Origin of the sequence: Pseudomonas cavernae, assembly GCF_003595175.1 — a bacterium.
Taxonomy (GTDB): domain Bacteria; phylum Pseudomonadota; class Gammaproteobacteria; order Pseudomonadales; family Pseudomonadaceae; genus Aquipseudomonas; species Aquipseudomonas cavernae.
Genome location: NZ_CP032419.1, coordinates 400,344 through 423,774, shown reverse-complemented (window position 1 = coordinate 423,774; position 23,431 = coordinate 400,344). Strand labels below are relative to the sequence as shown.

20 protein-coding genes are annotated in these 23,431 nt (G+C 67.4%); 9 read left to right on the top strand and 11 right to left on the bottom strand.

Annotated features, from left to right (window positions below; genetic code table 11):
* Window positions 1-58: 58 nt before the first annotated feature.
* From miaA to D3880_RS01885, 5 genes are read right to left on the bottom strand one after another with little or no spacing between them, the layout of a single operon-like run.
* Window positions 59-1,030 (bottom strand): tRNA (adenosine(37)-N6)-dimethylallyltransferase MiaA, encoded by a 972-nt coding sequence (gene miaA, locus D3880_RS01905; RefSeq protein ID WP_119891848.1) that lies wholly within the window; start codon window positions 1,028-1,030, stop codon window positions 59-61.
* A gap of 11 nt (window positions 1,031-1,041) precedes the next feature.
* On the bottom strand, window positions 1,042-2,916 hold the full coding sequence (gene mutL, locus D3880_RS01900) for a DNA mismatch repair endonuclease MutL (RefSeq protein ID WP_119891847.1): 1,875 nt from the start codon (window positions 2,914-2,916) through the stop codon (window positions 1,042-1,044).
* Window positions 2,913-4,328, bottom strand: coding sequence for an N-acetylmuramoyl-L-alanine amidase (locus D3880_RS01895; RefSeq protein WP_119891846.1), 1,416 nt, complete (start codon window positions 4,326-4,328; stop codon window positions 2,913-2,915). The genes mutL and D3880_RS01895 overlap by 4 nt, the downstream gene beginning before the upstream one ends.
* 16 nt (window positions 4,329-4,344) lie before the next feature.
* The gene (gene tsaE, locus D3880_RS01890; protein WP_119891845.1) at window positions 4,345-4,830 is read right to left on the bottom strand and encodes a tRNA (adenosine(37)-N6)-threonylcarbamoyltransferase complex ATPase subunit type 1 TsaE; all 486 of its coding nucleotides are present in this window, start codon (window positions 4,828-4,830) and stop codon (window positions 4,345-4,347) included.
* Window positions 4,818-6,317: an NAD(P)H-hydrate dehydratase gene (locus tag D3880_RS01885; RefSeq protein ID WP_119891844.1), complete on the bottom strand. Its 1,500-nt coding sequence runs from the start codon at window positions 6,315-6,317 to the stop codon at window positions 4,818-4,820. Before D3880_RS01885 ends, tsaE begins: the two co-directional genes overlap by 13 nt.
* Window positions 6,318-6,434: 117 nt before the next feature.
* Here D3880_RS01885 and queG point away from each other — a divergent pair, with 117 nt between their 5' ends.
* Window positions 6,435-7,499, top strand: a complete 1,065-nt coding sequence (queG, locus tag D3880_RS01880) for a tRNA epoxyqueuosine(34) reductase QueG (RefSeq protein WP_119891843.1) — start codon at window positions 6,435-6,437, stop codon at window positions 7,497-7,499.
* Between the two features lie 77 nt (window positions 7,500-7,576).
* Here queG and orn read toward each other — a convergent pair whose 3' ends face one another.
* Window positions 7,577-8,119 (bottom strand): oligoribonuclease, encoded by a 543-nt coding sequence (gene orn, locus D3880_RS01875; RefSeq protein WP_119891842.1) that lies wholly within the window; start codon window positions 8,117-8,119, stop codon window positions 7,577-7,579.
* Between the two features lie 121 nt (window positions 8,120-8,240).
* Here orn and rsgA point away from each other — a divergent pair, with 121 nt between their 5' ends.
* Complete coding sequence (rsgA, locus tag D3880_RS01870; protein ID WP_119891841.1) at window positions 8,241-9,272, top strand: small ribosomal subunit biogenesis GTPase RsgA; 1,032 nt, start codon at window positions 8,241-8,243, stop codon at window positions 9,270-9,272.
* 63 nt (window positions 9,273-9,335) lie between these two features.
* Here rsgA and motB read toward each other — a convergent pair whose 3' ends face one another.
* Together motB and motA are read right to left on the bottom strand one after the other, a co-directional pair.
* Window positions 9,336-10,349: a flagellar motor protein MotB gene (gene motB / locus D3880_RS01865; RefSeq protein WP_119891840.1), complete on the bottom strand. Its 1,014-nt coding sequence runs from the start codon at window positions 10,347-10,349 to the stop codon at window positions 9,336-9,338.
* 10 nt (window positions 10,350-10,359) lie between these two features.
* A complete protein-coding gene (motA, locus tag D3880_RS01860; protein ID WP_119891839.1) occupies window positions 10,360-11,211 on the bottom strand; it encodes a flagellar motor stator protein MotA in 852 nt (283 codons plus the stop codon).
* 115 nt (window positions 11,212-11,326) lie between these two features.
* Here motA and D3880_RS01855 point away from each other — a divergent pair, with 115 nt between their 5' ends.
* Window positions 11,327-12,853, top strand: a complete 1,527-nt coding sequence (locus D3880_RS01855) for an HDOD domain-containing protein (RefSeq protein WP_119891838.1) — start codon at window positions 11,327-11,329, stop codon at window positions 12,851-12,853.
* A gap of 10 nt (window positions 12,854-12,863) precedes the next feature.
* Here D3880_RS01855 and D3880_RS01850 read toward each other — a convergent pair whose 3' ends face one another.
* Complete coding sequence (locus D3880_RS01850; protein ID WP_119891837.1) at window positions 12,864-13,382, bottom strand: glycine cleavage system transcriptional repressor; 519 nt, start codon at window positions 13,380-13,382, stop codon at window positions 12,864-12,866.
* 35 nt (window positions 13,383-13,417) lie between these two features.
* Window positions 13,418-13,870, bottom strand: a complete 453-nt coding sequence (locus D3880_RS01845; RefSeq protein ID WP_119891836.1) for a GNAT family N-acetyltransferase — start codon at window positions 13,868-13,870, stop codon at window positions 13,418-13,420.
* Window positions 13,871-14,187: 317 nt separating this feature from the next.
* Between D3880_RS01845 and D3880_RS01840 the strand changes: the two genes are divergently transcribed.
* The 6 genes from D3880_RS01840 to D3880_RS01815 all read left to right on the top strand — a co-directional run bounded on the left by D3880_RS01840 (window position 14,188) and on the right by D3880_RS01815 (window position 22,502).
* Entirely contained in the window at window positions 14,188-16,365 is a 2,178-nt protein-coding gene (locus D3880_RS01840) for a malate synthase G (RefSeq protein WP_119891835.1), read from the top strand.
* A gap of 304 nt (window positions 16,366-16,669) precedes the next feature.
* Window positions 16,670-17,233: an alkyl hydroperoxide reductase subunit C gene (gene ahpC, locus D3880_RS01835; protein ID WP_119891834.1), complete on the top strand. Its 564-nt coding sequence runs from the start codon at window positions 16,670-16,672 to the stop codon at window positions 17,231-17,233.
* A 128-nt stretch (window positions 17,234-17,361) separates the two neighbouring features.
* Entirely contained in the window at window positions 17,362-18,918 is a 1,557-nt protein-coding gene (gene ahpF / locus D3880_RS01830) for an alkyl hydroperoxide reductase subunit F (RefSeq protein WP_119891833.1), read from the top strand.
* A gap of 240 nt (window positions 18,919-19,158) precedes the next feature.
* Window positions 19,159-21,096 carry a putative nucleotidyltransferase substrate binding domain-containing protein gene (locus tag D3880_RS01825; RefSeq protein WP_119891832.1) on the top strand — a complete coding sequence of 646 codons (1,938 nt, stop codon included), beginning with the start codon at window positions 19,159-19,161 and terminating at the stop codon, window positions 21,094-21,096.
* The gene (locus D3880_RS01820; protein ID WP_119891831.1) at window positions 21,093-21,800 is read left to right on the top strand and encodes a 3'-5' exonuclease; all 708 of its coding nucleotides are present in this window, start codon (window positions 21,093-21,095) and stop codon (window positions 21,798-21,800) included. Before D3880_RS01825 ends, D3880_RS01820 begins: the two co-directional genes overlap by 4 nt.
* 72 nt (window positions 21,801-21,872) lie before the next feature.
* A complete protein-coding gene (locus D3880_RS01815; RefSeq protein WP_119891830.1) occupies window positions 21,873-22,502 on the top strand; it encodes a glutathione S-transferase in 630 nt (209 codons plus the stop codon).
* Between the two features lie 379 nt (window positions 22,503-22,881).
* On the opposite strand, the gene rloA2 is transcribed toward D3880_RS01815, so the two are convergent.
* Window positions 22,882-23,385 carry a retropepsin-like aspartic peptidase RloA2 gene (gene rloA2 / locus D3880_RS01810; RefSeq protein ID WP_119891829.1) on the bottom strand — a complete coding sequence of 168 codons (504 nt, stop codon included), beginning with the start codon at window positions 23,383-23,385 and terminating at the stop codon, window positions 22,882-22,884.
* Window positions 23,386-23,431 lie beyond the last annotated feature (46 nt).

Sequence of the window (23,431 nt, the reverse complement as noted above, 5' to 3'; positions counted from 1 at the left end):
GAGTAACAAATGGCTTATACCGCCTTACCCCCAAGGATAGACGGCAATCAATAAGGTCTCAGCTCAATATGGAGACCGAGCTTAGGTATTTCAAGGCGCGCGGCAGATTGTCGCGCGCCAGGCTGTCGAACCAGTGTAAACCAGCCCAGCCGCGCAACCAGGTGAACTGCCGCTTGGCCAATTGCCGGGTGGCGATTATGCCACGCTCGGTCATTTCAGCCTTGCTCAGGTTTCCGTCGAGATAATCCCAGACCTGCCGGTAGCCCACCGCGCGCATCGACGGCAAGCCTGCATGCAGGTCACCGCGCTCGCGCAGGGCTTCGACCTCGGCGACGAAGCCCTGTTCCAGCATCGCGTGAAATCTTTCTGCAATCCGCTCATGCAGCGCTTGGCGCTGCGCCGGAGCGATGGCCAGCTGGACGACAGTATAAGGCAATTGCCCCACAGCGCCCCCTGTACCAAGGTCTTGTCCGGCTTGCCGCTGGCGATGCGCGGTCATGGTCATGCCACTGACGCGATACACCTCCAGTGCCCGGGTCAGCCGTTGCGGATCGTTCGGATGAATGCGCGCCGCCGACTGCGGATCGACCTCCGCCAGCTCGCGGTGCAGTGCCTCCCAACCCTCGACCGCCGCCCGCCCTTCAAGCTCGGCGCGCACCTGCGGATCGGCGCTTGGCATGTCCGCCAACCCTTCCAGCAAGGCTTTGTAATACAGCATGGTGCCGCCGACCAACAGCGGAATGCGGCCACGCGCGCTGATCTCCACCATGGCCGCCAGGGCATCGGCACGGAACTCCGCCGCCGAATAGCTCTCGACCGGATCGCGGATATCGATCAGCCGATGGGGAAATTCGGCGAGCACGGCGGCCGATGGCTTGGCCGTACCGATATCCATGCCGCGATAGATCAGCGCCGAGTCGACGCTGATCAACTCGCAGGGCAACAGTCGCGCCAGCTCGAGGGCCAGATCGGTTTTCCCGGCCGCGGTCGGGCCCATCAGGAAGATCGCCGGAGGCAGGCGATTGGACATAGGGAGTGCTCTTAGCGACCGCGCAGGAAAAGTTTATCCAGATCATCCATGCCCAGCTGCGTCCAGGTCGGACGGCCATGGTTGCACTGCCCGCTACGCTCGGTGTGCTCCATGTCGCGCAGCAGACCATTCATTTCCGGCAGGGTCAGGCGCCGGTTGGCACGCACCGCGCCGTGACAGGCCATGGTCGCCAGCAGCTCGTTGAGATGCGCCTGGATGCGGTCGCTGGTGCCGTACTCCATCAGGTCGGCCAATACGTCCTGGACCAGGCGATTGGCCTCGGCCTGCTTGAGCAGCGCCGGGATCTGCCGGATCGCCAGGCTTTCCGGGCCGAAACGCTGCAGCTCGAAGCCCAGGCGGCGGAACCACTCGACGTGCTCTTCCGCACAATCGGCCTCGCGCTGACTGACCGCCAGCGACTCCGGCACCAGCAGCGGCTGGCCGCTCAGGCCTTCGCTGGCCATCGCCACCTTCAGCCGTTCATAGGTGATGCGCTCGTGGGCGGCGTGCATGTCCACCAGCACCAGGCCCTGGACGTTCTCGGCGAGGATGTATACGCCCTTCAGCTGCGCCATGGCGTAGCCGAGCGGCGGCACGTCGCCCTGACTGTCGGGCAAGGCCGCCGGCGCGCTGGCGCTCAACGGTGCGAAATACTCGCGATAGGCGCCCTGCGCCTCAGCTGCCGGCAGCGCACCGTTCGGACGCACGGACTGATAGCCGCCGAGCGGCGGCCGCCAGCTCGGCTCGGCGACCGGGCGCTCGAGCACAGCGGCGGCCAGCCCCATCTCACCCTGCGGCCCGAACTCGCCGGCGGCCTGACCGCTCGGACGCACGATCCCGGCCACCGCGGCCGGCGCGGCCAGCTGGTCTTCGGGACGCACCTCGCCGAGCGCGCGATGCAGGGTGCCGTAGAGGAAGTCGTGGACCATGCGCCCGTCGCGGAAGCGCACCTCGTGCTTGGTCGGATGCACGTTGACGTCGACCACCGCCGGATCGATCTCGAGGAACAGCACGAAGGTCGGATGACGGCCGTTGAACAGCACGTCGCGGTAGGCCTGGCGCACCGCGTGGGCGACCAGCTTGTCGCGCACCATGCGGCCGTTGACATAGAAGTACTGCAGGTCGGCCTGGCTGCGCGAGAAGGTCGGCAGACCGACCCAGCCCCACAGGCGCAGGCCGTTGCGCTCGATCTCCAGCGGCAGCGCCTGCTCGAGGAAGGCCGGGCCGCAGACCGCAGCGACCCGCCGCGCGCGACTGACGTCGTCGGCCGCCTCGTGCAGGCTGAGCACCGTCTTGCCGTTGTGGCGCAACTGGAAGGCGACGTCGAAACGCGCCAGCGCCAGGCGCTTGAGCACTTCCTGCAGGTGGTCGAATTCGGTCTTCTCGGCGCGCAGGAACTTGCGCCGCGCCGGGGTATTGAAGAACAGGTCGCGGACTTCCACCGAGGTGCCGACCGGATGTGCCGCCGGCTGCACCCGCGGCGCCATGTCGCGGCCTTCGGTCTCCACTTGCCAGGCTTGGCCGGCAGCGGCGGCGCGCGAGGTCAGGGTCAGGCGCGCCACCGAGCTGATCGAGGCCAGCGCCTCGCCGCGGAAACCCATGCTCATGACCCGCTCGAGGTCTTCCAGTTCGCGGATCTTGCTGGTGGCGTGGCGCGCCAGGGCCAGCGGCAGGTCGTCGGCGGGAATGCCGCAACCGTCGTCGCGCACCCGCAGCAGCTTGGTGCCACCCAGCTCGGCGTCGACCTCGATGCGCCGGGCGCCGGAGTCCAGGCTGTTCTCCAGCAGCTCCTTGGCCACCGAGGCGGGACGCTCGACCACCTCGCCGGCGGCGATCTGGTTGGCCAGCCGCGGACTCAGCAGCTGGATGCGCGGCGCTTCGCTCATGGCTGGGCCGCCAGGGTGGTCGCCGGGATCTGCAGATTCTGACCGACCTTGATGCTGTCGCTCTTCAGGTTGTTGGCGCTGCGCAGGGCGGGGAGGCTGACCTGATAGCGCTGGGCGATCAGCGCCAGGCTCTCGCCCGAGCTGACCAGATGCTCGCGCGGACCGGCGGCGAGCTTGCCTTGATCGCGCAGCCAGGCGATGTAGGTGCCGGGCGGCGGGCTCTGCTGGAAGAACTGTTTGACCCCGCTGGTGATGGCCCGCGCCAACGCCTGTTGGTGAGCGCTGCTGGCCAGCTTCTGCGATTCGGCATGGTTGGAGATGAACCCGGTTTCCACCAGGATCGACGGAATATCCGGGGACTTCAGCACCATGAAGCCGGCCTGCTCGACCCGGCGCTTGTGCAGCGAGGTGATGCGCCCGACATTGCCGAGCACCTTCTGGCCGACGTTGAGGCTGGAGGACAGCGAGGCGGTCATCGACAGATCGAGCAGCACGCCGGCGAGCATGCGGTCCTTGTCGTCCAGGCTGACGTTGCCGACGCCGCCGATCAGGTCCGAGCGGTTTTCGCTGTCGGCCAGCCAGCGCGCGGTTTCCGAGGTGGCGCCGCGGTCGGAGAGGGCGAATACCGAGGCGCCGAAGGCACTGCGGCTGGGCGCGGCGTCGGCATGAATGGAGATGAACAGGTCGGCGCCCTTCTTGCGCGCGATCTCGGTGCGCTTGCGCAGCGGAATGAAATAGTCGCCGGTACGCACCAGTTCGCCGCGGTAGCCCCTCTCCTGGCTGATCTGCCGCTGCAGCTCCTTGGCAATCGCCAGGGTGATGTTCTTCTCGTGCTGGCCCTTGGGCCCGAGGGCGCCCGGGTCCTCGCCGCCGTGGCCGGCGTCGATGGCGATGACGATGTTGCGCTTGCCGCCCGGCACCGGCGGCAGCTTGGGCGCCGGCTGGGTTGGCGTCACCGGCACCGCCGGCGTCTCGGCCACCGTGCTCGGCGGCAGGCTCGGCGTGCTGTCGGCGCCCTGGTCGAACAGGTCGATGACCAGGCGCTCGCCATATTGCTGGTTGGGCGCCAGGCTGAAGCTCTTCGGCGTGACCGGCGCCGACAGGTCGATGACCACGCGCAGGTCGGTGGGCGTGCGCTGCGCCGAGCGCATGCTGGTGATCGGGGTATTGGCGAAGGACAACTGCTCGAGCTTGGTCGCCAGCTGCGCGCCGTTAACGTCGATGACGATGCGGTTCGGCGCGGCCAGGGTGAACACGCTGTGCTGCACCGGGCCAGAGAGGTCGAACACCAGACGGGTGTTGTCCGGGGCGCGCCACAAACGCACGCTCTTCACCTGGGCGGCAGCCAATGCTTGCGCAGCCAAGGCCATCAGCAGCAGACCCACCCCAATCGCTCGCGCGCGCATGCGCATATCCGTCCCCACTCTCTTATTGATGTTGCCGTTTTTGTACTGCCGCAGCCAAGGCAGCGCACCAGGCTTCACCACGCGGGCCATGTGGCGCCAAATGCAGCGAACGGCCGCCTCCATGGGGACTAATGGTAATGGTCAGGTCGGCCTTTGGCAAAACGCCTGCACCGCGCTGCGGCCATTCCACCAGGCACAAGGCATCGCCGTCGAAATAGTCGCGCACGCCGAGAAATTCCAGCTCCTCGGGGTCGGCCAAACGGTACAGATCGAAGTGGAAGGCGCGCAGATCGCCGAGTTCGTAGGGCTCCACCAGGGTGAAGGTCGGACTCTTGACCGCGCCGATATGACCCAGGCCACGGATGATGCCGCGCGACAGGGTGGTTTTTCCCGCCCCCAAATCGCCGAGCAAATAGATGACGCCCCGACCGCCGGTCGCCTCGGCGATAGCCGCGCCGAGTTCGAGCATGGCCGTTTCGTCGGCGGCCGCCAGGATCAGTTCAGACACGGACAATGCTCCTCCAACAGTTGACGGATACGCGGAATCAGGTCGCCGGCGGCCAAACCGCGCCCCTGCGCGCCCAGCTCCTCACCGGCACGGGCATGTAGCCAGACGCCCAGCCCGGCCGCCTCGAAGGCCGGCAGGCCCTGGGCCAGCAGGGCGCCGATCAGCCCGGCGAGCACGTCACCGAGGCCGGCGCCGGCCATCGCCGGATGACCGCGGTCGCACAGCGCCAGCCGCCCGTCGGGCGCCGCCACCAGGCTGCCGGCGCCCTTGAGCACCACCACCGCGGCATATTTACTCGCCAACGCCAGCGCGGCGGCGGCACGGTCGGCCTGCACCTCGGCGCTCGAACAGCCGAGCAGGCGCGCGGCCTCGCCGGGATGCGGGGTGAGGATCAGCTGCGCCGGCGCTGCCACCTGACCGGCGGCCAGCAGATTGAGGGCATCAGCGTCCCACACCTGCGGCCTGGCGCACGCCGCCGCCACCGACAGCAGGCTGCGCCCCCAGGCGCCCTGACCGAGGCCGGGGCCGACCACCAAGACATCAGCGCGCGCGGCCAGTTCCGGCAACTGATAGGTCGAGGCGACGCCGACGCACATCAGCTCCGGCTGCCGGGCCAGCGCCGCCGGCACATGCTCGCTGCGGGTCGCCAGCGACACCAGGCCGGCGCCGGCGCGCAGGGCACTCTGCGCGCTGAGCAGCGCGGCGCCGCCGAAACCGCGGTCGCCACCGATCACCAGCAGATGGCCGAACTGGCCCTTGTGCGCCGTGCGCGGGCGCGGCGCCAGCTGCGCCAGGCCATCGCCGGCCAGGCGCTGAGCACGCGCCGGCTGCTGAGCGACAAGCTCGGGGGCGGCCTGCAGCGCGTCGAAACGCAGTTCGCCGACGCGTTCCGGCCCCTGCCCGGTGAACAGGCCGAGCTTGAGGCCGATAAAGCTCACCGTCAGGCTCGCTTGCACCGCCACGCCGAGCTCGCGGCCGGTGTCGGCGCACAGCCCGGACGGGATATCCACCGCCAGGATCGGCAGGCCGCTGGCGTTCATCAGCCGGATGGCCTGGGCGTAGGGCTCGCGCACCGCACCGCTGAGGCCGGTGCCGAGCAGGGCGTCGACCAGCACCCCGCTCAACGCCGCACATTCGCTCCAGGGCTGCAGCGCCACCCCGGCCTGCTGCGCCTCGGCATGGGCCCGCGCGGCGTCACCGCCGAGCCTGTTCGGCTCGCCGACCGTCAGCACCTGCACCCGCCAGCCCGCGCGCTGGGCCAGAGTGGCGATCAGGTAGCCGTCGCCGGCGTTGTTGCCGTGCCCGGTCAGCACCGTCAGCACGCCGGCGTCCGGCCAGCGCTGGCGCAGGGCACGCCAGACGGCATGGGCGGCGCGCTGCATCAGCTCGAAACCGGGAGTGCCGGCGGCGATCAGGCGCGCATCGAGGTCGCGCACCTGGGCGGCGCTGTACAGGGCCAGAGGTAAAGTGTCGGCTATGGACGGCATGCATCGGCTCCAAAAGGGGGAAACCACGCCGCCTGCGGTCGCGTGCCGGGCTGGAAGGCCGGCGCGGCGGGGCGGGTTCTGGCAGAATTATACCCACCCTCGCCCTGGTTTCCGCGCATGTCCGCCACCGCTCTCGATCTCGCCGCCCTCGCCCAGTCGATCAAGGACTGGGGCCGCGAGCTGGGTTTCCAGCAGGTCGGCATCGCTGGCCTCGATCTGGCCGAGCACGAGGCCCACCTGCAGCGCTGGCTGGCCGCCGGCTATCAGGGCGAGATGGACTACATGGCCGCCCACGGCAGCAAGCGCTCGCACCCGGAGCAGCTGGTGCCCGGCACCCTGCGGGTGGTCTCGCTGCGCATGGACTACCTGCCCGGCGACACGCGCATGGCCCAGCGCCTGGGCCAACCGGAGAAGGCCTACGTGTCGCGCTACGCCCTCGGTCGCGACTACCACAAGCTGATCCGCAAGCGCCTGCAGCAACTGGCCGAGCGCATCCAGGCGCAGATCGGCCCGTTCGGCTACCGCGCCTTCGTCGACAGCGCGCCGGTGCTGGAAAAAGCCATCGCCGAGCAGGCCGGCCTGGGTTGGATCGGCAAGAACACCCTGGTGCTCAATCGTAAAGCCGGCAGCTATTTCTTCCTCGGCGAGCTGTTCGTCGACCTGCCGCTGCCGGTGGATGCGCCGCACGCCAGCGAGCATTGCGGGCGCTGCACGGCGTGCCTGGACATCTGCCCGACCGCCGCCTTCGTCGGCCCCTATGTGCTGGATGCGCGGCGCTGCATCTCCTACCTGACCATCGAGCTGAAGGGCTCGATCCCGGTCGAACTGCGCGCGCTGATCGGCAACCGCGTGTTCGGTTGCGACGACTGCCAGCTCGTCTGCCCGTGGAACCGCTTCGCCCGGCCGACCGCGCAGGGCGACTTCCAGCCGCGCCATGGCCTCGACAACGCCGAGCTGGCCGAACTGTTCCGCTGGAGCGAGGAAGAATTTCTCAGCCGTACCGAGGGCTCGCCGCTGCGCCGCGCCGGCTACGAGCGCTGGCTGCGCAATCTGGCGGTGGGGCTGGGCAACGCGCCGCCGAGCATTCCGGTGCTCGAGGCGCTGCAGGCGCGCCGCGACGATCCTTCGCCGCTGGTGCGCGAGCATGTGCAGTGGGCGCTGGCGCGGCACGGCCACTTATAGGCGGGATGTCGCGCTTATCTCCACCCCGGCGCCGGTGGAAAACGCTGCGCGGTTTTCCACCCTACAAAGCCGCGGAATCACACCTTGAGGAAGTGCTCGCGGTAGTGCTGCAACTCGGCGATGGACTCGCGGATATCGTCCAGCGCCTGGTGCGTGCCCTTCTTCTGGAAGCTGTCGCGGACCTGCGGCGCCCATAGGCCGGCGAGGATCTTCAGGGTCGAGACGTCCAGGTAGCGGTAATGGAAGAAGGCCTCCAGGTCCGGCATGTAGCGATACAGGAAACGGCGGTCCTGGCCGATGCTGTTGCCGCAGATCGGCGACGCGCCCTTCGGTACCCACTGCTCGAGGAAGGCGATGGTCTGCGCCTCGGCGGCGGCCGCGTCGATCTTGCTCTCGCGCACGCGCTGGGTCAGGCCGCTCTGGCCGTGGGTGCGGGTGTTCCACTCGTCCATGCCGGCGAGCGCCTCGTCGCTCTGGTGCACGGCGATCACCGGCCCCTCGGCGAGGATGTTGAGGTCGCTGTCGGTGACTATGGTGGCCATCTCGATGATGACGTCTTGGTCCGGGTCCAGACCGGTCATCTCCAGATCGATCCAGATCAAATTCTGCGGGTTTTGCATGCTCGAACTCCTCGGCTAAGGCGCGCAGTTTAGCCCAGCCCAGCATGACCGGCACGCGGGCTCGGCGGGCGCGCGTGCTAAACTCGCTGCCGTTTTTACCCACCCCCCATTCGGAACCCCCATGGCCAAACGCCAGCTCAACCGTCGCCAGAACTGGCGCATCGAGAAGATTCAGGGCGAGCGCGCCGCCCGCGCCGCCAAACGCGAATCGCATGCCCTGGAGGAACTGGAAGGCGGCGACCTCGGTCCCGAGCAGTTCGGCCTGGTGATCGCCCACTTCGGCGTCCAGGTCGAGGTGGAAGCCGAAGCCGGCGAACTGGCCGGCCAGGTGTTCCGCTGCCACCTGCGCGCCAACCTACCGGCCCTGGTCACCGGCGACCGCGTGGTCTGGCGCGCCGGCAACCAGGGCAGCGGCGTGATCGTCGCCCAGCAGCCACGGCGCAGCGAGCTGTGTCGCCCGGACAACCGCGGCCTGCTGAAACCGGTGGCGGCCAACGTCGATCTGATCGTCATCGTCTTCGCCCCGCTGCCGGAGCCGCACGCCAACCTGATCGACCGCTACCTGGTGGCCGCCGAGCACGCCGGCATCCATCCGCTGCTGCTGCTGAACAAGGCCGACCTGATCGACGAGCACAACAGCGCCGCGCTGGATGCCCTGCTCGGCACCTATCGCCAGCTCGGCTATCCGCTGCTGGAGGTTTCCGCCCACCAGGGCGGCGGCATGGAGGGGCTACAGCGCCTGCTCGACGGCCATGTCAGCGTGTTCGTCGGCCAGTCCGGGGTGGGCAAGTCGTCGCTGGTCAACAGCCTGCTGCCGGCGGTCGACACCCGCGTCGGGCCGCTGTCGGAGCTGACCGGCAAGGGCATGCACACCACCACCACGGCGCGGCTGTTCCACTTCCCCGGCGGCGGCGACCTGATCGACTCGCCCGGCATCCGCGAGTTCGGCCTGGTGCATGTCAGCCGCGACGATATCGAGGCCGGCTTCATCGAGTTCCGCGAGCTGCTCGGCCACTGCCGCTTCCGCGACTGCAAGCACGACCGCGAGCCCGGCTGCGCACTGCTGCAGGCCATCGAGGACGGGCGCATCCAGCCGCAGCGGATGGCCAGCTACCGGCATATCCTCGCCAGCCTGCCGGAAACCACTTACTAGGCTCGCCTGGCGCAGACAAAAAGACCGCGGCTGGCCGCGGTCTTTCGCTTTCCAGGCCGGCGCTTACTGGTCGCGCGGCTCGTCGAGCTTGAGCCCGCCGGCGTCGAAAATGTTGCGCTTATCGCCCGGCGGCGTCGGCGTCTGCGTGGCGGCGGCCGCTGGCGTGACCGCAGCCGGGGCAGCGGGCGGAGCCGTCTCAGGCGCCGCCGGCGGTTCCGGCTTGGCCTCCTGCTCGCCCTCGATGGCGCGCTGGGCCTTCTTGGTCAGGACGATGATGTCGATGCGGCGGTTCACCGGGTTGAACGGATCCTCGCGGTCGAACAGCGACGACGAGGCATAGCCGACCACCCGCGCCACCTGTTCATCCAGATAACCGCCGGCCACCAGCGCCCGGCGCGCGGCGTTGGCGCGGCTGGCGGACAGCTCCCAGTTGCCGAACCCGCCGGCACCGGCGAACGGCTTGGCGTCGGTATGGCCGCTGACGCTGATCTTGTTCGGCACCGCCTTGATGGTGTCGGCCATGGCCAGCAGGATGTCCTCAAAATACGGCTGCAGGCGCGCGCTGCCGAGGTCGAACATCGGCCGGTTCTCGGCGTCCATGATCTGGATGCGCAGGCCGTCCTGGGTGATCTCGAACAGGATCTGATCCTTGAAGCGCTGCAGCTGCGGGTTCTCGTCGACCTTGTTCTGCAGCTCCTGGAGCAGCAGCTCGAGGCGCTCCCGCTCGAGGCGGTCGGCGATCTCCTCGGCCTGGCTCGGGTCGGTCTTGCTCTTGTCCTGGTCGTCCGGGATGGTCTGGATTTCCGGGTTGAGGGTCTTCTCCGGCGCCGGCGTCGGCGTGCCGCCGAGGTCGATGACATAGGGGCTGGCGCTTTCGGTGAAGCCCACCGGGTCCTGGAAATAGCCGGAAATCGCCTTCTTCTGCTCCGGCGTGGCCGAGGACATCAGCCACAGCACCAGGAAGAACGCCATCATCGCCGTGGCGAAGTCGGCGAAGGCGATCTTCCAGGAGCCGCCGTGGTGGCCGGCGGCATAGCGCTTGACGCGCTTGACGATGATGGGCTGGTTGTTATCCATCGCTTAGCCGTCAGTTGCCGCGCATGGCCTGCTCGAGCTCGATAAAGCTCGGGCGGTGGGCCGGGAACAACACCTTGCGGCCGAACTCCACCGCCATGCTCGGCGGCATTCCCGAGGCGGAAGCGACCAGGCAGGCCTTGATCGCCTCGTAGACATTCAGCTCTTCCTTGGCATCGTGCTCCAGGGCGCCGGCCAACGGTCCGAAGAAGCCGTAGGCGGCGAGGATCCCCAAGAAGGTACCGACCAGCGCTGCGCCGACATGCTGGCCCAGCGCCGCCTGCTCCGCCTCGCCGAGCATGGCCATGGTCACCACGATGCCCAGCACCGCGGCGACGATGCCGAAGCCCGGCAGGGCATCGGCGACCTTGGTCACGGCATGGGAGGGATGCTCCAGATGCTCCTTGAGGCTGGCCAATTCCATATCGAACAGGCCCTCCAGTTCATGCGGCGCCATGTTGCCGGAGGACATGATGCGCAGGTAATCGCAGACATAGGCGGTCATCCGCTCATCCTGCAGCACCGCCGGATATTTGCTGAAAATCGGGCTGGCACCCGGGTCTTCGACATCCGCCTCGATGGCCATCATGCCTTCGCGGCGGCTCTTGTTGAGAATCTCGTAGAGCAGGCGCAGCACTTCCAGGTAGAAGGTGTGGGTGAAGCGCGAGCTGAACAGCTTCAGCGACTTCTTCACCACGTGCATGGTGGTGCTGCCCGGGTTGGCCTGGAGGAAGGCGCCGAACGCCGCGCCGCCGATGATCAGCACCTCGAAGGGCTGGATCAGCGCGGCGAGCTGGCCATGGGAAAGGAGGTATCCGCCGAGCACGCTGGCGAATACGACGATGATGCCGATGATTTTTGCCATAAGGGAACTACTTGCATCGAAGGTAGAGGGCTGAAGACTGCCGCCCTTCTATTTATCGGAAGATTTGCGCCAGACTATAGGCCGACCACACGAAAATCCACTTTAGTGCTCCCGCATGCCGACGCCCAAGCCTTTACCTCGCACCTTCGACGCCTGGCGCCAGCAGCTGGAAACGCTGCGTTTGCCGGTGCCCGCCGAGCAACACGAGCAACTGCGCCGCGCCCTGCGCGACAGCCGGCGGTCGCTGCGCGAGCTCGCCGAACTGCTGCAGGGCTGCCCAGGCGCAGCCCTGCACCTGCTGCGCGAGGCCAATCGCCACGTCGGCAGCCTCGGCCAGCCGGCCGAGAGCCTGGAGGTTGCGCTCAACCGTCTGGGCCTGCAGCGCAGCGAGGAGCTGCTCAATCAGCTGCCGGCGCTAGCCGAAACGGATATTCCCAAAGCCCTGCGCCAGCTGCTGCAGATCAGCCAGCATGCCGCACAGCAGGCCAGTGGGCTGTTCGGCGCGCGGCTGGCGCGCCTGTGGCAGGAGCTGCACTGCACCAGCCTGCTGTTTCTCGCCCCGCTGTGGCCGCTGGCCATGACCCAGCCGCAGCTGTTCGAGGCCTGGGAGCAACGCGTGCTGGTCGCCGGCGAGCCGGCGACCAAGGTCGAGTTCGAGCTGTTCGGCCTGCCGCTGCTGCAACTCGGCCTGCAACTCGCCGAACACTGGCGCCTGCCGGAGTGGATCGCGCACGGCTACCGCTTGCTGCTCAGCGATCGCCGCCTGCTGGTCAAGGCCCTGCAGATCGCCCACGACCACGAACACCCGCTGCAGCAACAACAGCGCCTGGACGCCGACCCGGCACTGCGCCGCTGGCTGACCCAGCCGGCCAACACCGTGCTGCTGGCCAACAGCCTGGCGCTGTCCGCCCACGCCAGTTGGGGCGGCAACCACAGCCTGCGCTGGCAGCGCCTGAGCGCCCTGTACCTGCAGCTGCCGCTGGGCGACATCCAGCAACTGGTGCACCAGCAGGCGGTAACCAGCGCGCGCCAGCCTAGTAGCGCGGCGCCCTGGCAGCCGGCCGAAGCGCTGCTATGGCCCTGGACGGCGAGCCATTGGCAGCCGCTGCCCGCCCCAGCCGCCGCCGTAACGCCTGCCGCCGACCTGAGCGACTGGCGCCAGGCCTGCGCCGAACTGCTGTGCGAGCCCAGCCCGTTCCTCAATGTCGGGCAATTGACCGCCTGCGCCCGCGATGCCCTGCAGCACTGCGGCCTGCCGCGCGTCATGCTGCTGCTCGCCGATCGCAGCCACAGCCGCCTGCGCGCCCAGCAGAGCGCCGGACTGGCGGCCGAGGCCAAAGGCCTGGAACTGGAGCCGAATCACAGCCAGGTGCTGCGCCGCCTGCTCGCCCAACCCGGACAGCTGCGTCTCTCGCCGGCCAATCTGGCGCAGTATTCCGCGCTGCTGCCCGGCGCGCTGAAAGCGCTGTTCCCCAGCGAACACCTGCTGCTGCGCTCGCTGGCCAGCAACGGCCGGGTGGTCATGCTGGTGGTGGCGGACCGGCTCGGCCAGCCGCTCGGCGACAGCCAGCTGCAGGCATTTGCCAAGACCGTGCAATGCATCGAGCGCGCCGTGAGCAGCTTTGCCCGGCGCGCACGCTAAACCCCGTCTTTCACACCTCGGGGCGCAGGTTGAGCTCCACCATCAGATCGTCGGCCAGGGTTTCCAGGCGGGTTTGCAGCAGCTCCAGCGACAGGGTCAGCGGCACCGCCAATATCGCCTCGGCATGAAACAGCGGCTCGCTGCTCATCGGCGCCGGCAGCACCTCGGTGACCAGGCTCTCGATGTTGATGCCGTGCTCGCTGAGCAGGCGGGTGATGTCGCGGACGATGCCGGGGCGGTCGTTGCCGACCAGGTCGAGATGGATCGGCTTCCAGGTGCAGGACGGCTCGATGCCGCTTTCCGCCAGCAACACGCGGATGCCCTCCCCCTGCAGGGCTTGCAGGGCATCGACCAGTTCGTCGTAGGCCTCGGCCGGCACGCTGATCTTGAGAATCCCGGCGAACTGCCCGGCCATCCGCGCCATGCGGCTCTCCAGCCAGTTGCCGCCGTGCTCGGCGATGCACTTGGCGATGCGCTCCACCAGGCCGGGCTGATCCTGGGCGATGACCGTGAGAACTAGATGATTCACGCGCGACTCCTCTTCATGCCGCCCCGTCGGCGCGCTCAGCGCGGCGTCAGGCTCAGCCAGTAGGTGTAGAAAACCTCATCCCTTACATAGCCTAGGCGCTCGTAGAGTGCCTGTCCGGCCAGATTGGTCTTCGCCGTTTCCAGTTGCAAGCCACAGGCACCGGTGGCCTCGGCATGGGCGCGGGCGGCGCCCATCAGCATTTCGCCGATGCCCTGGCGGCGGGCCGCCGGCACTACATAGAGGTCGCTGAGCAGCCAGGCCGGTTGCAGCGCCAGCGAGGAGAAGAACGGATAGAGCTGGACGAAGCCCAGGGCCTGGCCCTCGTCCGCGCGGGCGATAAACAGCACCGAATCCTCGCGTTGCAGGCGCGCGCCCAGGAAGGTGGCAATCGACGGCAGCGGTTGCGCTACCTGGTAGAACTGCAGGTAGGCGCCGAACAGCTCGGCCAGTTCGTCGAGATCACTGGCAGTCGCGCGATACACGGGCATGGACAGGGCTCCAAGTCAGGTCGCTGGAGTATAGGCAGCGGTGCACGCCTACATCCGAGCAAACCTGCGACGCCCTGCCACAGGCCAGCGAAATAAATAATCGTGTACTGTTTTAAGATTTATCTGGAACAATTCACACATTATTTGCGAACATTACTGTCCTCAGTGTGACCAAAAGGCACATTCCGGTCGCAGCGCGACGCGTGCCCACTGATTTTCCCGAGATCTTCATGTAGTATGCCGCGCCTCGGACTACAAGACGGCAGAAGCCCGATCCGAAGCGGTTGAAGTGGTTATTGAGCAGAGTGAGGCAAGTGATGACTGATCGCGTTCAAGTCGGCGGCCTGCAGGTCGCCAAAGTGCTGTTCGACTTCGTGAACAACGAAGCCATCCCCGGTACCGGCATCGCTGCCGACAAATTCTGGGCCGGTGTGGAAGCGGTCATTAATGACCTCGCGCCCAAGAACAAAGCCCTGCTTGCCAAGCGCGACGAATTGCAGGCCCAGATCGACGCCTGGCACCAGGCGCGGGCCGGCCAGGCGCATGACGCCGTGGCCTACAAGGCCTTCCTGCAGGACATCGGCTACCTGCTGCCGGAAGCCGAAGACTTCCGCGCCACCACCGAAAACGTCGACGACGAAATCGCCCGCATGGCCGGCCCGCAGCTGGTGGTGCCGGTAATGAACGCGCGCTTCGCCCTGAACGCCGCCAACGCCCGCTGGGGCTCGCTGTACGACGCGCTGTACGGCACCGACGTGATCAGCGAAGAAGGCGGCGCCGAGAAGGGCAAAGGCTACAACAAGGTCCGCGGCGACAAGGTCATCGCCTACGCCCGCGCCTTCCTCGACCAAGCCGCGCCGCTGGCCAACGGCTCCCACGCCGACGCCACCGGCTATGCGGTGCAGAACGGCACCCTGGCCGTCAGCCTGAAGAATGGCAGCACCACCAGCCTGCAGAATGCCGCCCAGTTCATCGCCTTCCAGGGCGACCACAACGCCCCGCAAGCCGTGCTGCTCAAGCACAACGGCCTGCACTTCGAGATCCAGATCGACCCGTCCAGCCCGATCGGCCAGACCGATGCCGCCGGCGTCAAAGACGTGCTGATGGAAGCCGCGCTGACCACCATCATGGACTGCGAAGACTCGGTGGCCGCCGTCGATGCCGACGACAAGACCGTGGTCTACCGCAACTGGCTGGGCCTGATGAAGGGCAATCTGGCCGAAAGCGTCGCCAAGGGCGGCCAGACCTTCACCCGCATCATGAACCCGGATCGCGTCTACACCCATGCCGACGGCAGCGAGCTGACCCTGCACGGCCGCTCCCTGCTGTTCGTGCGCAACGTCGGTCACCTGATGACCAACCCGGCGATCCTCGACGCCCAGGGCAACGAAGTGCCGGAAGGCATTCAGGACGGCCTGTTCACCAGCCTGATCGCGGTGCACAACCTGAATGGCAACACCAGCCGCAAGAACACCCGCACCGGCTCGGTGTACATCGTCAAGCCGAAGATGCACGGCCCGGAAGAAGTCGCCTTCACCAGCGAGCTGTTCGGCCGCATCGAGGACGTCCTCGACCTGCCGCGCAACACCCTGAAGGTCGGCATCATGGACGAGGAGCGGCGCACCACCGTCAACCTCAAGGCCTGCATCAAGGCCGCCCGCGAGCGCGTGGTGTTCATCAACACCGGCTTCCTCGACCGCACCGGTGACGAGATCCACACCTCCATGGAAGCCGGCGCCGTGGTGCGCAAGGCCGCCATGAAGAGCGAGAAGTGGATCGGCGCCTACGAGAACTGGAACGTCGACATCGGCCTGGCCACCGGCCTGCAAGGCCGCGCGCAGATCGGCAAGGGCATGTGGGCGATGCCCGACCTGATGGCCGCGATGGTCGAGCAGAAGATCGCTCACCCACTGGCCGGCGCCAACACCGCCTGGGTGCCGTCGCCGACCGCCGCCGCGCTGCACGCCCTGCACTACCACCAGGTCGACGTGTTCGCCCGCCAGGCCGAGCTGGCCAAGCGCCCGCGCGCCTCGCTGGACGACATCCTGAGCATTCCGCTGGCGCCGAATACCAACTGGTCGGCCGAGGAAATCCAGAACGAACTGGACAACAACGCCCAGGGCATCCTCGGCTACGTGGTGCGCTGGATCGACCAGGGCGTCGGCTGCTCCAAGGTGCCGGACATCAACGACGTCGGCCTGATGGAAGACCGCGCCACCCTGCGCATCTCCAGCCAGCTGCTGGCCAACTGGCTGCGTCACGGCATCGTCAGCGAGGAGCAGGTGCTCGCCAGCCTCAAGCGCATGGCTCCGGTGGTCGACCGCCAGAACGCCAGCGACCCGCTGTACCGCCCGCTGGCGCCGAACTTCGACGACAACGTGGCGTTCCAGGCCGCACTGGAGCTGGTGCTGGAAGGCACCCAGCAGCCCAACGGCTACACCGAGCCGGTGCTGCACCGCCGCCGCCGCGAGTTCAAGGCCAAGAACGGCCTCTGATCCGCAGCACTGAAAAAGCCGCCCCTCGGGGCGGTTTTTTTATGCCTGCACGCCGCTCATCGCCGTGTCGCAAAAGGGCCGGGCAATTGACCGAACTCAACGGATTGTCATGTGGTCAGGGATAAGGTGGCCGTACTTAGACCCAGTTGATTTGCATCACGGCCGCCCCCACTTAGGCTATCGCCGCGGCTCTCTATATAGAGAGAAGTAATCCATCCGATGCCCTCAATCAATTTAGCCTCTCAGGCTCGATGGACTAGGATGGCCAGCGTCAACTTTCCAAACACCTGAAGGAGTTCAGTGAATGTCTCTCATCAACACCCAAGTCCAGCCGTTCAAGGCCAACGCTTTCCACGCCGGCGAGTTCGTCGAAGTCACCGAGCAGTCCCTGAAGGGCAAGTGGTCCGTGCTGATCTTCATGCCGGCCGCCTTCACCTTCAACTGCCCGACCGAGATCGAAGACGCCGCCAACAACTACGCCGAGTTCCAGAAGGCCGGTACCGAGGTGTACATCGTCACCACCGACACCCACTTCTCGCACAAGGTCTGGCACGAAACCTCCCCGGCCGTTGGCAAGGCTCAGTTCCCGCTGATCGGTGACCCGACTCACCAACTGACCAACGCGTTCGGCGTGCACATCCCGGAAGAAGGCCTGGCCCTGCGCGGTACCTTCGTGATCAACCCGGAAGGCGTGATCAAGACCGTGGAAATCCACTCCAACGAAATCGCCCGTGACGTCGCGGAAACCCTGCGCAAGCTGAAAGCTGCCCAGTACACCGCCGCCAACCCGGGTCAGGTCTGCCCGGCCAAGTGGAAAGAAGGCGAAGCCACTCTGGCTCCGTCCCTCGACCTGGTCGGTAAAATCTAAGCCGCAACCCACAAGGTTGCTGCGCTGCAAGGGCTGAATCCCAGCCCTTCTGGTGCCCGAACGCCCGGGCGATCCGTCCGGGCGTTTCTGTTTCTGAAATTCGTACTTTCGCAGAGGAAATTGCAGTCATGTTGGACGCCAATCTGAAATCCCAGTTGAAGGCTTACCTCGAGAAGGTCACCCTGCCGTTCGAGATCGTTGCGTCCCTCGATGACAGCGCGAAGTCCCAGGAACTGCTCGGCCTGCTCAACGACATCGTCGGCCTGACCGACAAGATCACCCTGAAGACCGATGGCAGCGACGCCCGTCGTCCGTCGTTCTCGCTCAACCGCCCGGGTGCGGATATCGGCCTGACCTTCGCCGGCATCCCCATGGGCCACGAATTTACCTCGCTGGTCCTGGCCCTGCTGCAGGTCGGCGGCCACCCGTCCAAGCTGGACGCCGAGACCATCGAGCAGATCAAGAGCATCGAAGGCCGTTTCGAATTCGAAACCTACTTCTCGCTGTCCTGCCAGAACTGCCCGGACGTGGTCCAGGCGCTGAACCTGATGGCGGTGCTCAACCCGAACATCCGCAACGTGTCGATCGACGGCGCGCTGTTCCAGGAAGAAGTCGAGCGCCGCCAGATCATGGCCGTGCCGAGCATCTACCTGAACGGTGAAGTGTTCGCTTCGGGGCGCATGGAGGTGAAGGAAATCCTCGCCAAGATCGACACCGGCGCCGCCAGCCGCGACGCCGAGAAGATGAACGCCAAGGACGCCTTCGACGTGCTGGTGGTCGGCGGTGGCCCGGCCGGCGCCGCAGCGGCCATCTATGCCGCGCGCAAGGGCATCCGCACCGGCGTGGCCGCCGAGCGCTTCGGTGGCCAGGTGCTGGACACCATGGCGATCGAGAACTTCGTTTCCGTGCAGGAGACCGAAGGACCGAAACTGGCGCGCGCCCTGGAAGAGCACGTCAAGCAGTACGACGTCGACATCATGGACCTGCAGCGCGCCAGCGCGCTGATCCCGGCCAGCGCCGCCGGCGGCCTGCACGAGGTCAAGTTCGAGAGCGGTGCGAGCCTCAAGGCCAAGACCGTGATCCTCGCCACCGGCGCGCGCTGGCGCGAAATGAACGTGCCCGGCGAGAAGGAATACAAGGCCAAGGGCGTGTGCTTCTGCCCGCACTGTGACGGCCCGCTGTTCAAGGGCAAGCGCGTGGCGGTGATCGGCGGCGGCAACTCCGGCGTGGAAGCGGCCATCGACCTGGCCGGCATCGTCAGCCATGTCACCCTGATCGAGTTCGATGACAAGTTGCGCGCCGACGCCGTGCTGCAGAAGAAACTCAACAGCCTGGCCAACGTCACCGTGATCAAGAGCGCGCTGACCACCGAGGTCAAGGGCGACGGGCAGAAAGTCACCGGCCTGGTCTACAAGGACCGCGTCAGCGAGGAGCTGCGCACCGTCGAGCTGGAAGGCATCTTCGTGCAGATCGGCCTGCTGCCCAACAGCGACTGGCTGAAGGGCAGCATCGAGTTGTCGCCACGCGGCGAGATCATCGCCGATGCGCGGGGCGAAACCTCGGTACCGGGCGTGTTCGCCGCCGGCGACGTGACTACCGTGCCGTACAAGCAGATCGTCATCGCCGTGGGCGAAGGCGCCAAGGCCTCGCTGAGTGCCTTCGACCACCTGATCCGCACCACCTGATCGCGCCCGGCCCCACCCAGACCGCCGCCCGCCATTCGCGGGCGGCGGCTTTTTTGTAGGGTGGATGGCGCTTTTCACATCCACCGGCAGCCGGTGGAAAACGCTTCGCGGTTTTCCACCCTACCGCCTCGCCAACCCCGCGGCCTCGCGCCCCGCGCCCCGCGCCTAGACTTAGGTCCAATGGGCAAGCCAGCCCGCAGCCCTGACCATGGGGAATCCGCTCCTCGCAGGGCCCATAGCATGAGCAACCGCGATGCCTTCGCCCAGGCGGGCAAGGCCGCCGTGCAGCAGAACATCCATGGCCTGATGGAGTTTCTGCAGAAGTTCCCGCCGTTCAACCAGATGGACAACGCCCACCTGGTCTACCTGCTGGAGCACTGCCAGCTGCGCTTCTATGCCGAGGGCGAAAGCATCATCAAGCCCGGCGACGGGCCGGTGCAGCACTTCTATATCGTCAAGCAGGGCCGGGTGGTCGGCGAGCGCCCGCATTCGGCCAAGCGTGGCACCGAGACCACCTTCGAGATCACCAGCGGCGAGTGCTTCCCGCTCGCCGCCCTGCTCGGCGAGCGCGCGACCCGCACCGAGCACCTGGCCGGCGCCGACACCTTCTGCCTGCTGCTCGGCAAGGACGCCTTCGCCCGCCTGTTTGCCAGTTCGGCGCCGTTCCGCGACTTCGCCCTGCGCGGGGTCAGCAGCCTGCTCGACCAGGTCAACCAGCAGGTGCAGCTGCGCGCGGCGGAGAGCCTCGGCGCCCAGTATTCGCTGGACACCCGCCTGGCCGAGCTGGCCATGCAGCAGCCGGTGACCTGCACCCCCGCAACGCCGCTGCGCGCGGCGGTCAGGCGCATGCACGAGGCGCATGTCGGCAGCATCGTCATAGTCGATGCGGACCAACGGCCGCTGGGCATCTTCACCCTGCGCGACCTGCGCCGGGTGATCGGCGAAGCCTGCGCCGACCTGGAGCAACCCATTGCCGAGATCATGACCCAGCGCCCCTTCCACCTGGCCCCGACGGCCAGCGCCTTCGACGCGGCGCTGGCGATGACCGAAAGGCACATCGCCCACGTCTGCCTGGTCGAGCACGGGCGCCTGACCGGCGTGGTGTCCGAGCGCGACCTGTTCTCCCTGCAGCGCGTCGACCTGGTGCACCTGGCGCGCACCATCCGCCACGCCGGCCAGCTCGAAACCCTGGTGGCGCTGCGTCGCGACATCCACCTGCTGGTCGAACGCATGCTCGCCCACGGCGCCAGCTCGACGCAAATCACCCGCCTGCTCACCCAGCTCAACGACCACACCGTCTGCCGGGTGATCGAGCTGTGCCTGGAGCAGTTCGGCGACCCGGGCGTGCCCTTCACCTGGCTGTGCTTCGGCAGCGAGGGCCGCCGCGAGCAGACCCTGCACACCGACCAGGACAACGGCATCCTCTTCGAGGCCAGTGACGCCGCCGAGGCGGCGCTGCTGCGCGGGCGCCTGCTGCCGCTGGCCGAACAGATCAACCAGGCCCTGGCGCAGTGCGGCTTCAGCCTGTGCCAGGGCGGCATCATGGCCGGCAACCCGCAGCTCTGCCTGTCGCGCAGCGAGTGGGCGCGGCGCTTCTCCGGCTTCATCCGCGAGGCGACCCCGGAGAACCTGCTCGGCTCGACCATCTTCTTTGACCTGCGCGCGGTCTGGGGCGCGGAGGACGGCTGCGAGCAATTGCGCGCGCAACTGCTCGCCGAGGTCGCCGACAACCCGCTGTTCCAGCGCCTGATGGCCGCCAACGCGCTGCGCATGCGCCCGCCGGTGGGGCGCTTTCGCGACTTCGTGGTCGAGCGCAAGCACGGCGAGCGGGACGGCACCCTCGATCTCAAGGTGCAGGGTCTGACCCCCTTCGTCGACGGCGCGCGGCTGCTCGCCCTCGCCCACGGCATCGGCGAGACCGGCACCCTCGGCCGCCTGCGCGCGCTGATCGAGCACGAGGTGATCGATGCCCAGGACGGCGCCGCCTATGAGGAGGCCTATCACTTCATCCAGCAGACTCGCATGCAGCAGCACCAACTCCAAGCGCACCAGCAGCTGCCCTACTCCAACCGCCTGAACCCGGACCACCTCAACCACCTCGACCGGCGCATCCTGCGCGAGTCACTACGCCAGGCCCAGCGCCTGCAGAGCAGCCTGGCGCTGCGTTACCAGCTATGAGCCTGTTGGCCTGGCTGCAGCGCCCCGGCCCCATGCTGACGCCGGCACAGCTCGAGCGCCTGCAGCGGCTGCCAATACCCACACCACTCAGCCAGCGACCACTGGCCGAGCAGCGCCTGGTGGTGCTCGACCTGGAAACCAGCGGCCTCAACCCGCAGCGCGACCAAGTGCTGTCGATCGGCGCGGTGGTGATCGAGCACGGCGCCATCGACCTCGCCCAGCAGTACGAATGCACCCTGCAGCGCGCCGACCAGCGGGCCGGCGCCAGCACCCTGATCCATGGTCTGGCGCCCAGTGCCATCGTCGCCGGGCGCGAGCCGGCCGAAGCGCTGCTGGACTTCCTCGAGTTCCTCGGCGCCAGCCCGCTGCTGGCCTTCCACGCCGGCTTCGACCGCCACATGCTGAGCCGCGCCCTGAAGCAGACGCTCGGCCTGCGCCTGCAGCATCCGTTCCTCGATGCCGCCGAACTGGCGCCGCTGCTCTGTCCGCAAGCGGAGCTGCGCCGCGCCGGGCTGGACGCCTGGACCGGGTATTTCGGCCTGCAGGTGCAGCAGCGTCACCACGCCAGCGCCGACGCCCTGGTCACCGCCGAACTCGCCCTGATCCTGTTCAGCCGCGCCCGCCGCCAGCAACTGGACAGCCTGCACGCCCTCGACCAGCGCCTGCAGCATTGGCAGCGCCGGCAGGCCACACCGTCGCTCTGAGCCGCGCCAAGCAGGCGGACGCAAATCGCGCCGCGGACGATAGACTGAGACAAAACCTTGCGGAGAATCGCCATGTCAGCCCCCACCATGACCCTGTTCCACTCACCCAGCTCGCCCTTCGTGCGCAAGATCATGGTGTTGCTGCACGAGACCGGCCAGCTGCCGCGCGTCGCCCTGGAGAGCGTGCAACTGGCGCCGACCAGCCCCCACCCGGCGGTCAACGCCAGCAACCCGGCCGGCAAGATTCCGGCGTTGCGCCTGGCCGACGGCAGCGTGCTGTACGACAGCCGGGTGATCTTCGACTACCTCGACCAGCAGCATGTCGGCGAACCGCTGATCCCCCGCGAAGGCAGTGCGCGCTGGCGGCGCCTGACCCTGGCGGCGCTGGCCGATGCAATCCTCGATGCGGCGGTGCTGATCCGCTATGAAAACTTCCTGCGCCCCGCCGACAAACAGTGGCGTGACTGGCTGGACGGCCAGCAGGCGAAGATCGAGCGCGGCCTCGCCGAGCTGGAAAGCCATGCGGTGGCCGAGCTGAGTTGCCACTTCGACGTCGCCGCCATCGGCGTCGCCTGCGCCCTCGGCTATCTCGACCTGCGCCAGCCCGAACTCGGCTGGCGCCAGCGCCAGCCGCAGCTGGCCGCCTGGTATGCCGAAGTCAGCCAGCTCCCGTCGTTGCAGGCCACCCAGCCGCCGGCCTGAACCGCGGCGGAAACCGCAACTCGATCCGCCGCGCCAGCTCGGCGCGCGATACAGGCCGAGCGCCTCGCAGAGGAAGAACGCGGCGCAGCTCAGGCTCTGGCCGTTCAGGCGCACTCTCAGGGCGTTCTTGATCCCGCGAATAGCGCTGATGACGAGGGCGAGAAAGCCCGGCTCGGCGCGCCGGCCGGCGCTGGCCCCAGGCGCGCAGCAGCTCGGGCAATTGGCGCTGCGCCAGGAGCCGGCCCAGACGTCGACACGGAAAATCTCCGCCAACAAATTGGCGGTATCGACCAGGGGATCGTCGACGCGCCGCTGATTCGGGGCAGGTTCTTGCGCTCCCAGGGAGAATGCCGGGAAGTGCCGGATGCCCGCTCAGGCGTCAATCACACTTGGGCTTGCCGGCGGTGAAGCGCCGCGCCGGGTTCACCGCGGCATCGAACTCGCGCAGGGCGCGGGCGCCGATCAGCAGCGGGTAGTTGAAGTGGCTGCGGTCGGCGAGGTTGACCTCGATGGTACGGGTCACGCCGTTCAGACACATCTCGAGGTCGATCACCGGCCGCTTGACTGCCTCCGGCGCCTCCTCCTCTGCCTCCTCGTCAACGCGGCTCTTGATCTTGCTGATGCGCGCCACCTTGTGCTCGTAGACGGTGTCGTCGGCATCCTTGGTGGCCAGCTTGAAGCGCACCCAGTCCTCGCCGTCACGGCTGAAGCGCTCGATGTCCTTGGCCGACAGCGAGGCGGTCAGCGCGCCGGTGTCCATCTTGGCTTTGAAGGTCTGCTGCAACTCGGGCAGCTTGATGTACTCGTAGCGGCCATACAGGGTCGGCTCGGCAGCCAGGGCCGGCAAGGTCAGCAGGGCAAGCAGGGCGAGAACGGCTTTCACGCAGGATTCCTCCGGGTCATCGGGTGCACGGGCTAGGACAGTATCG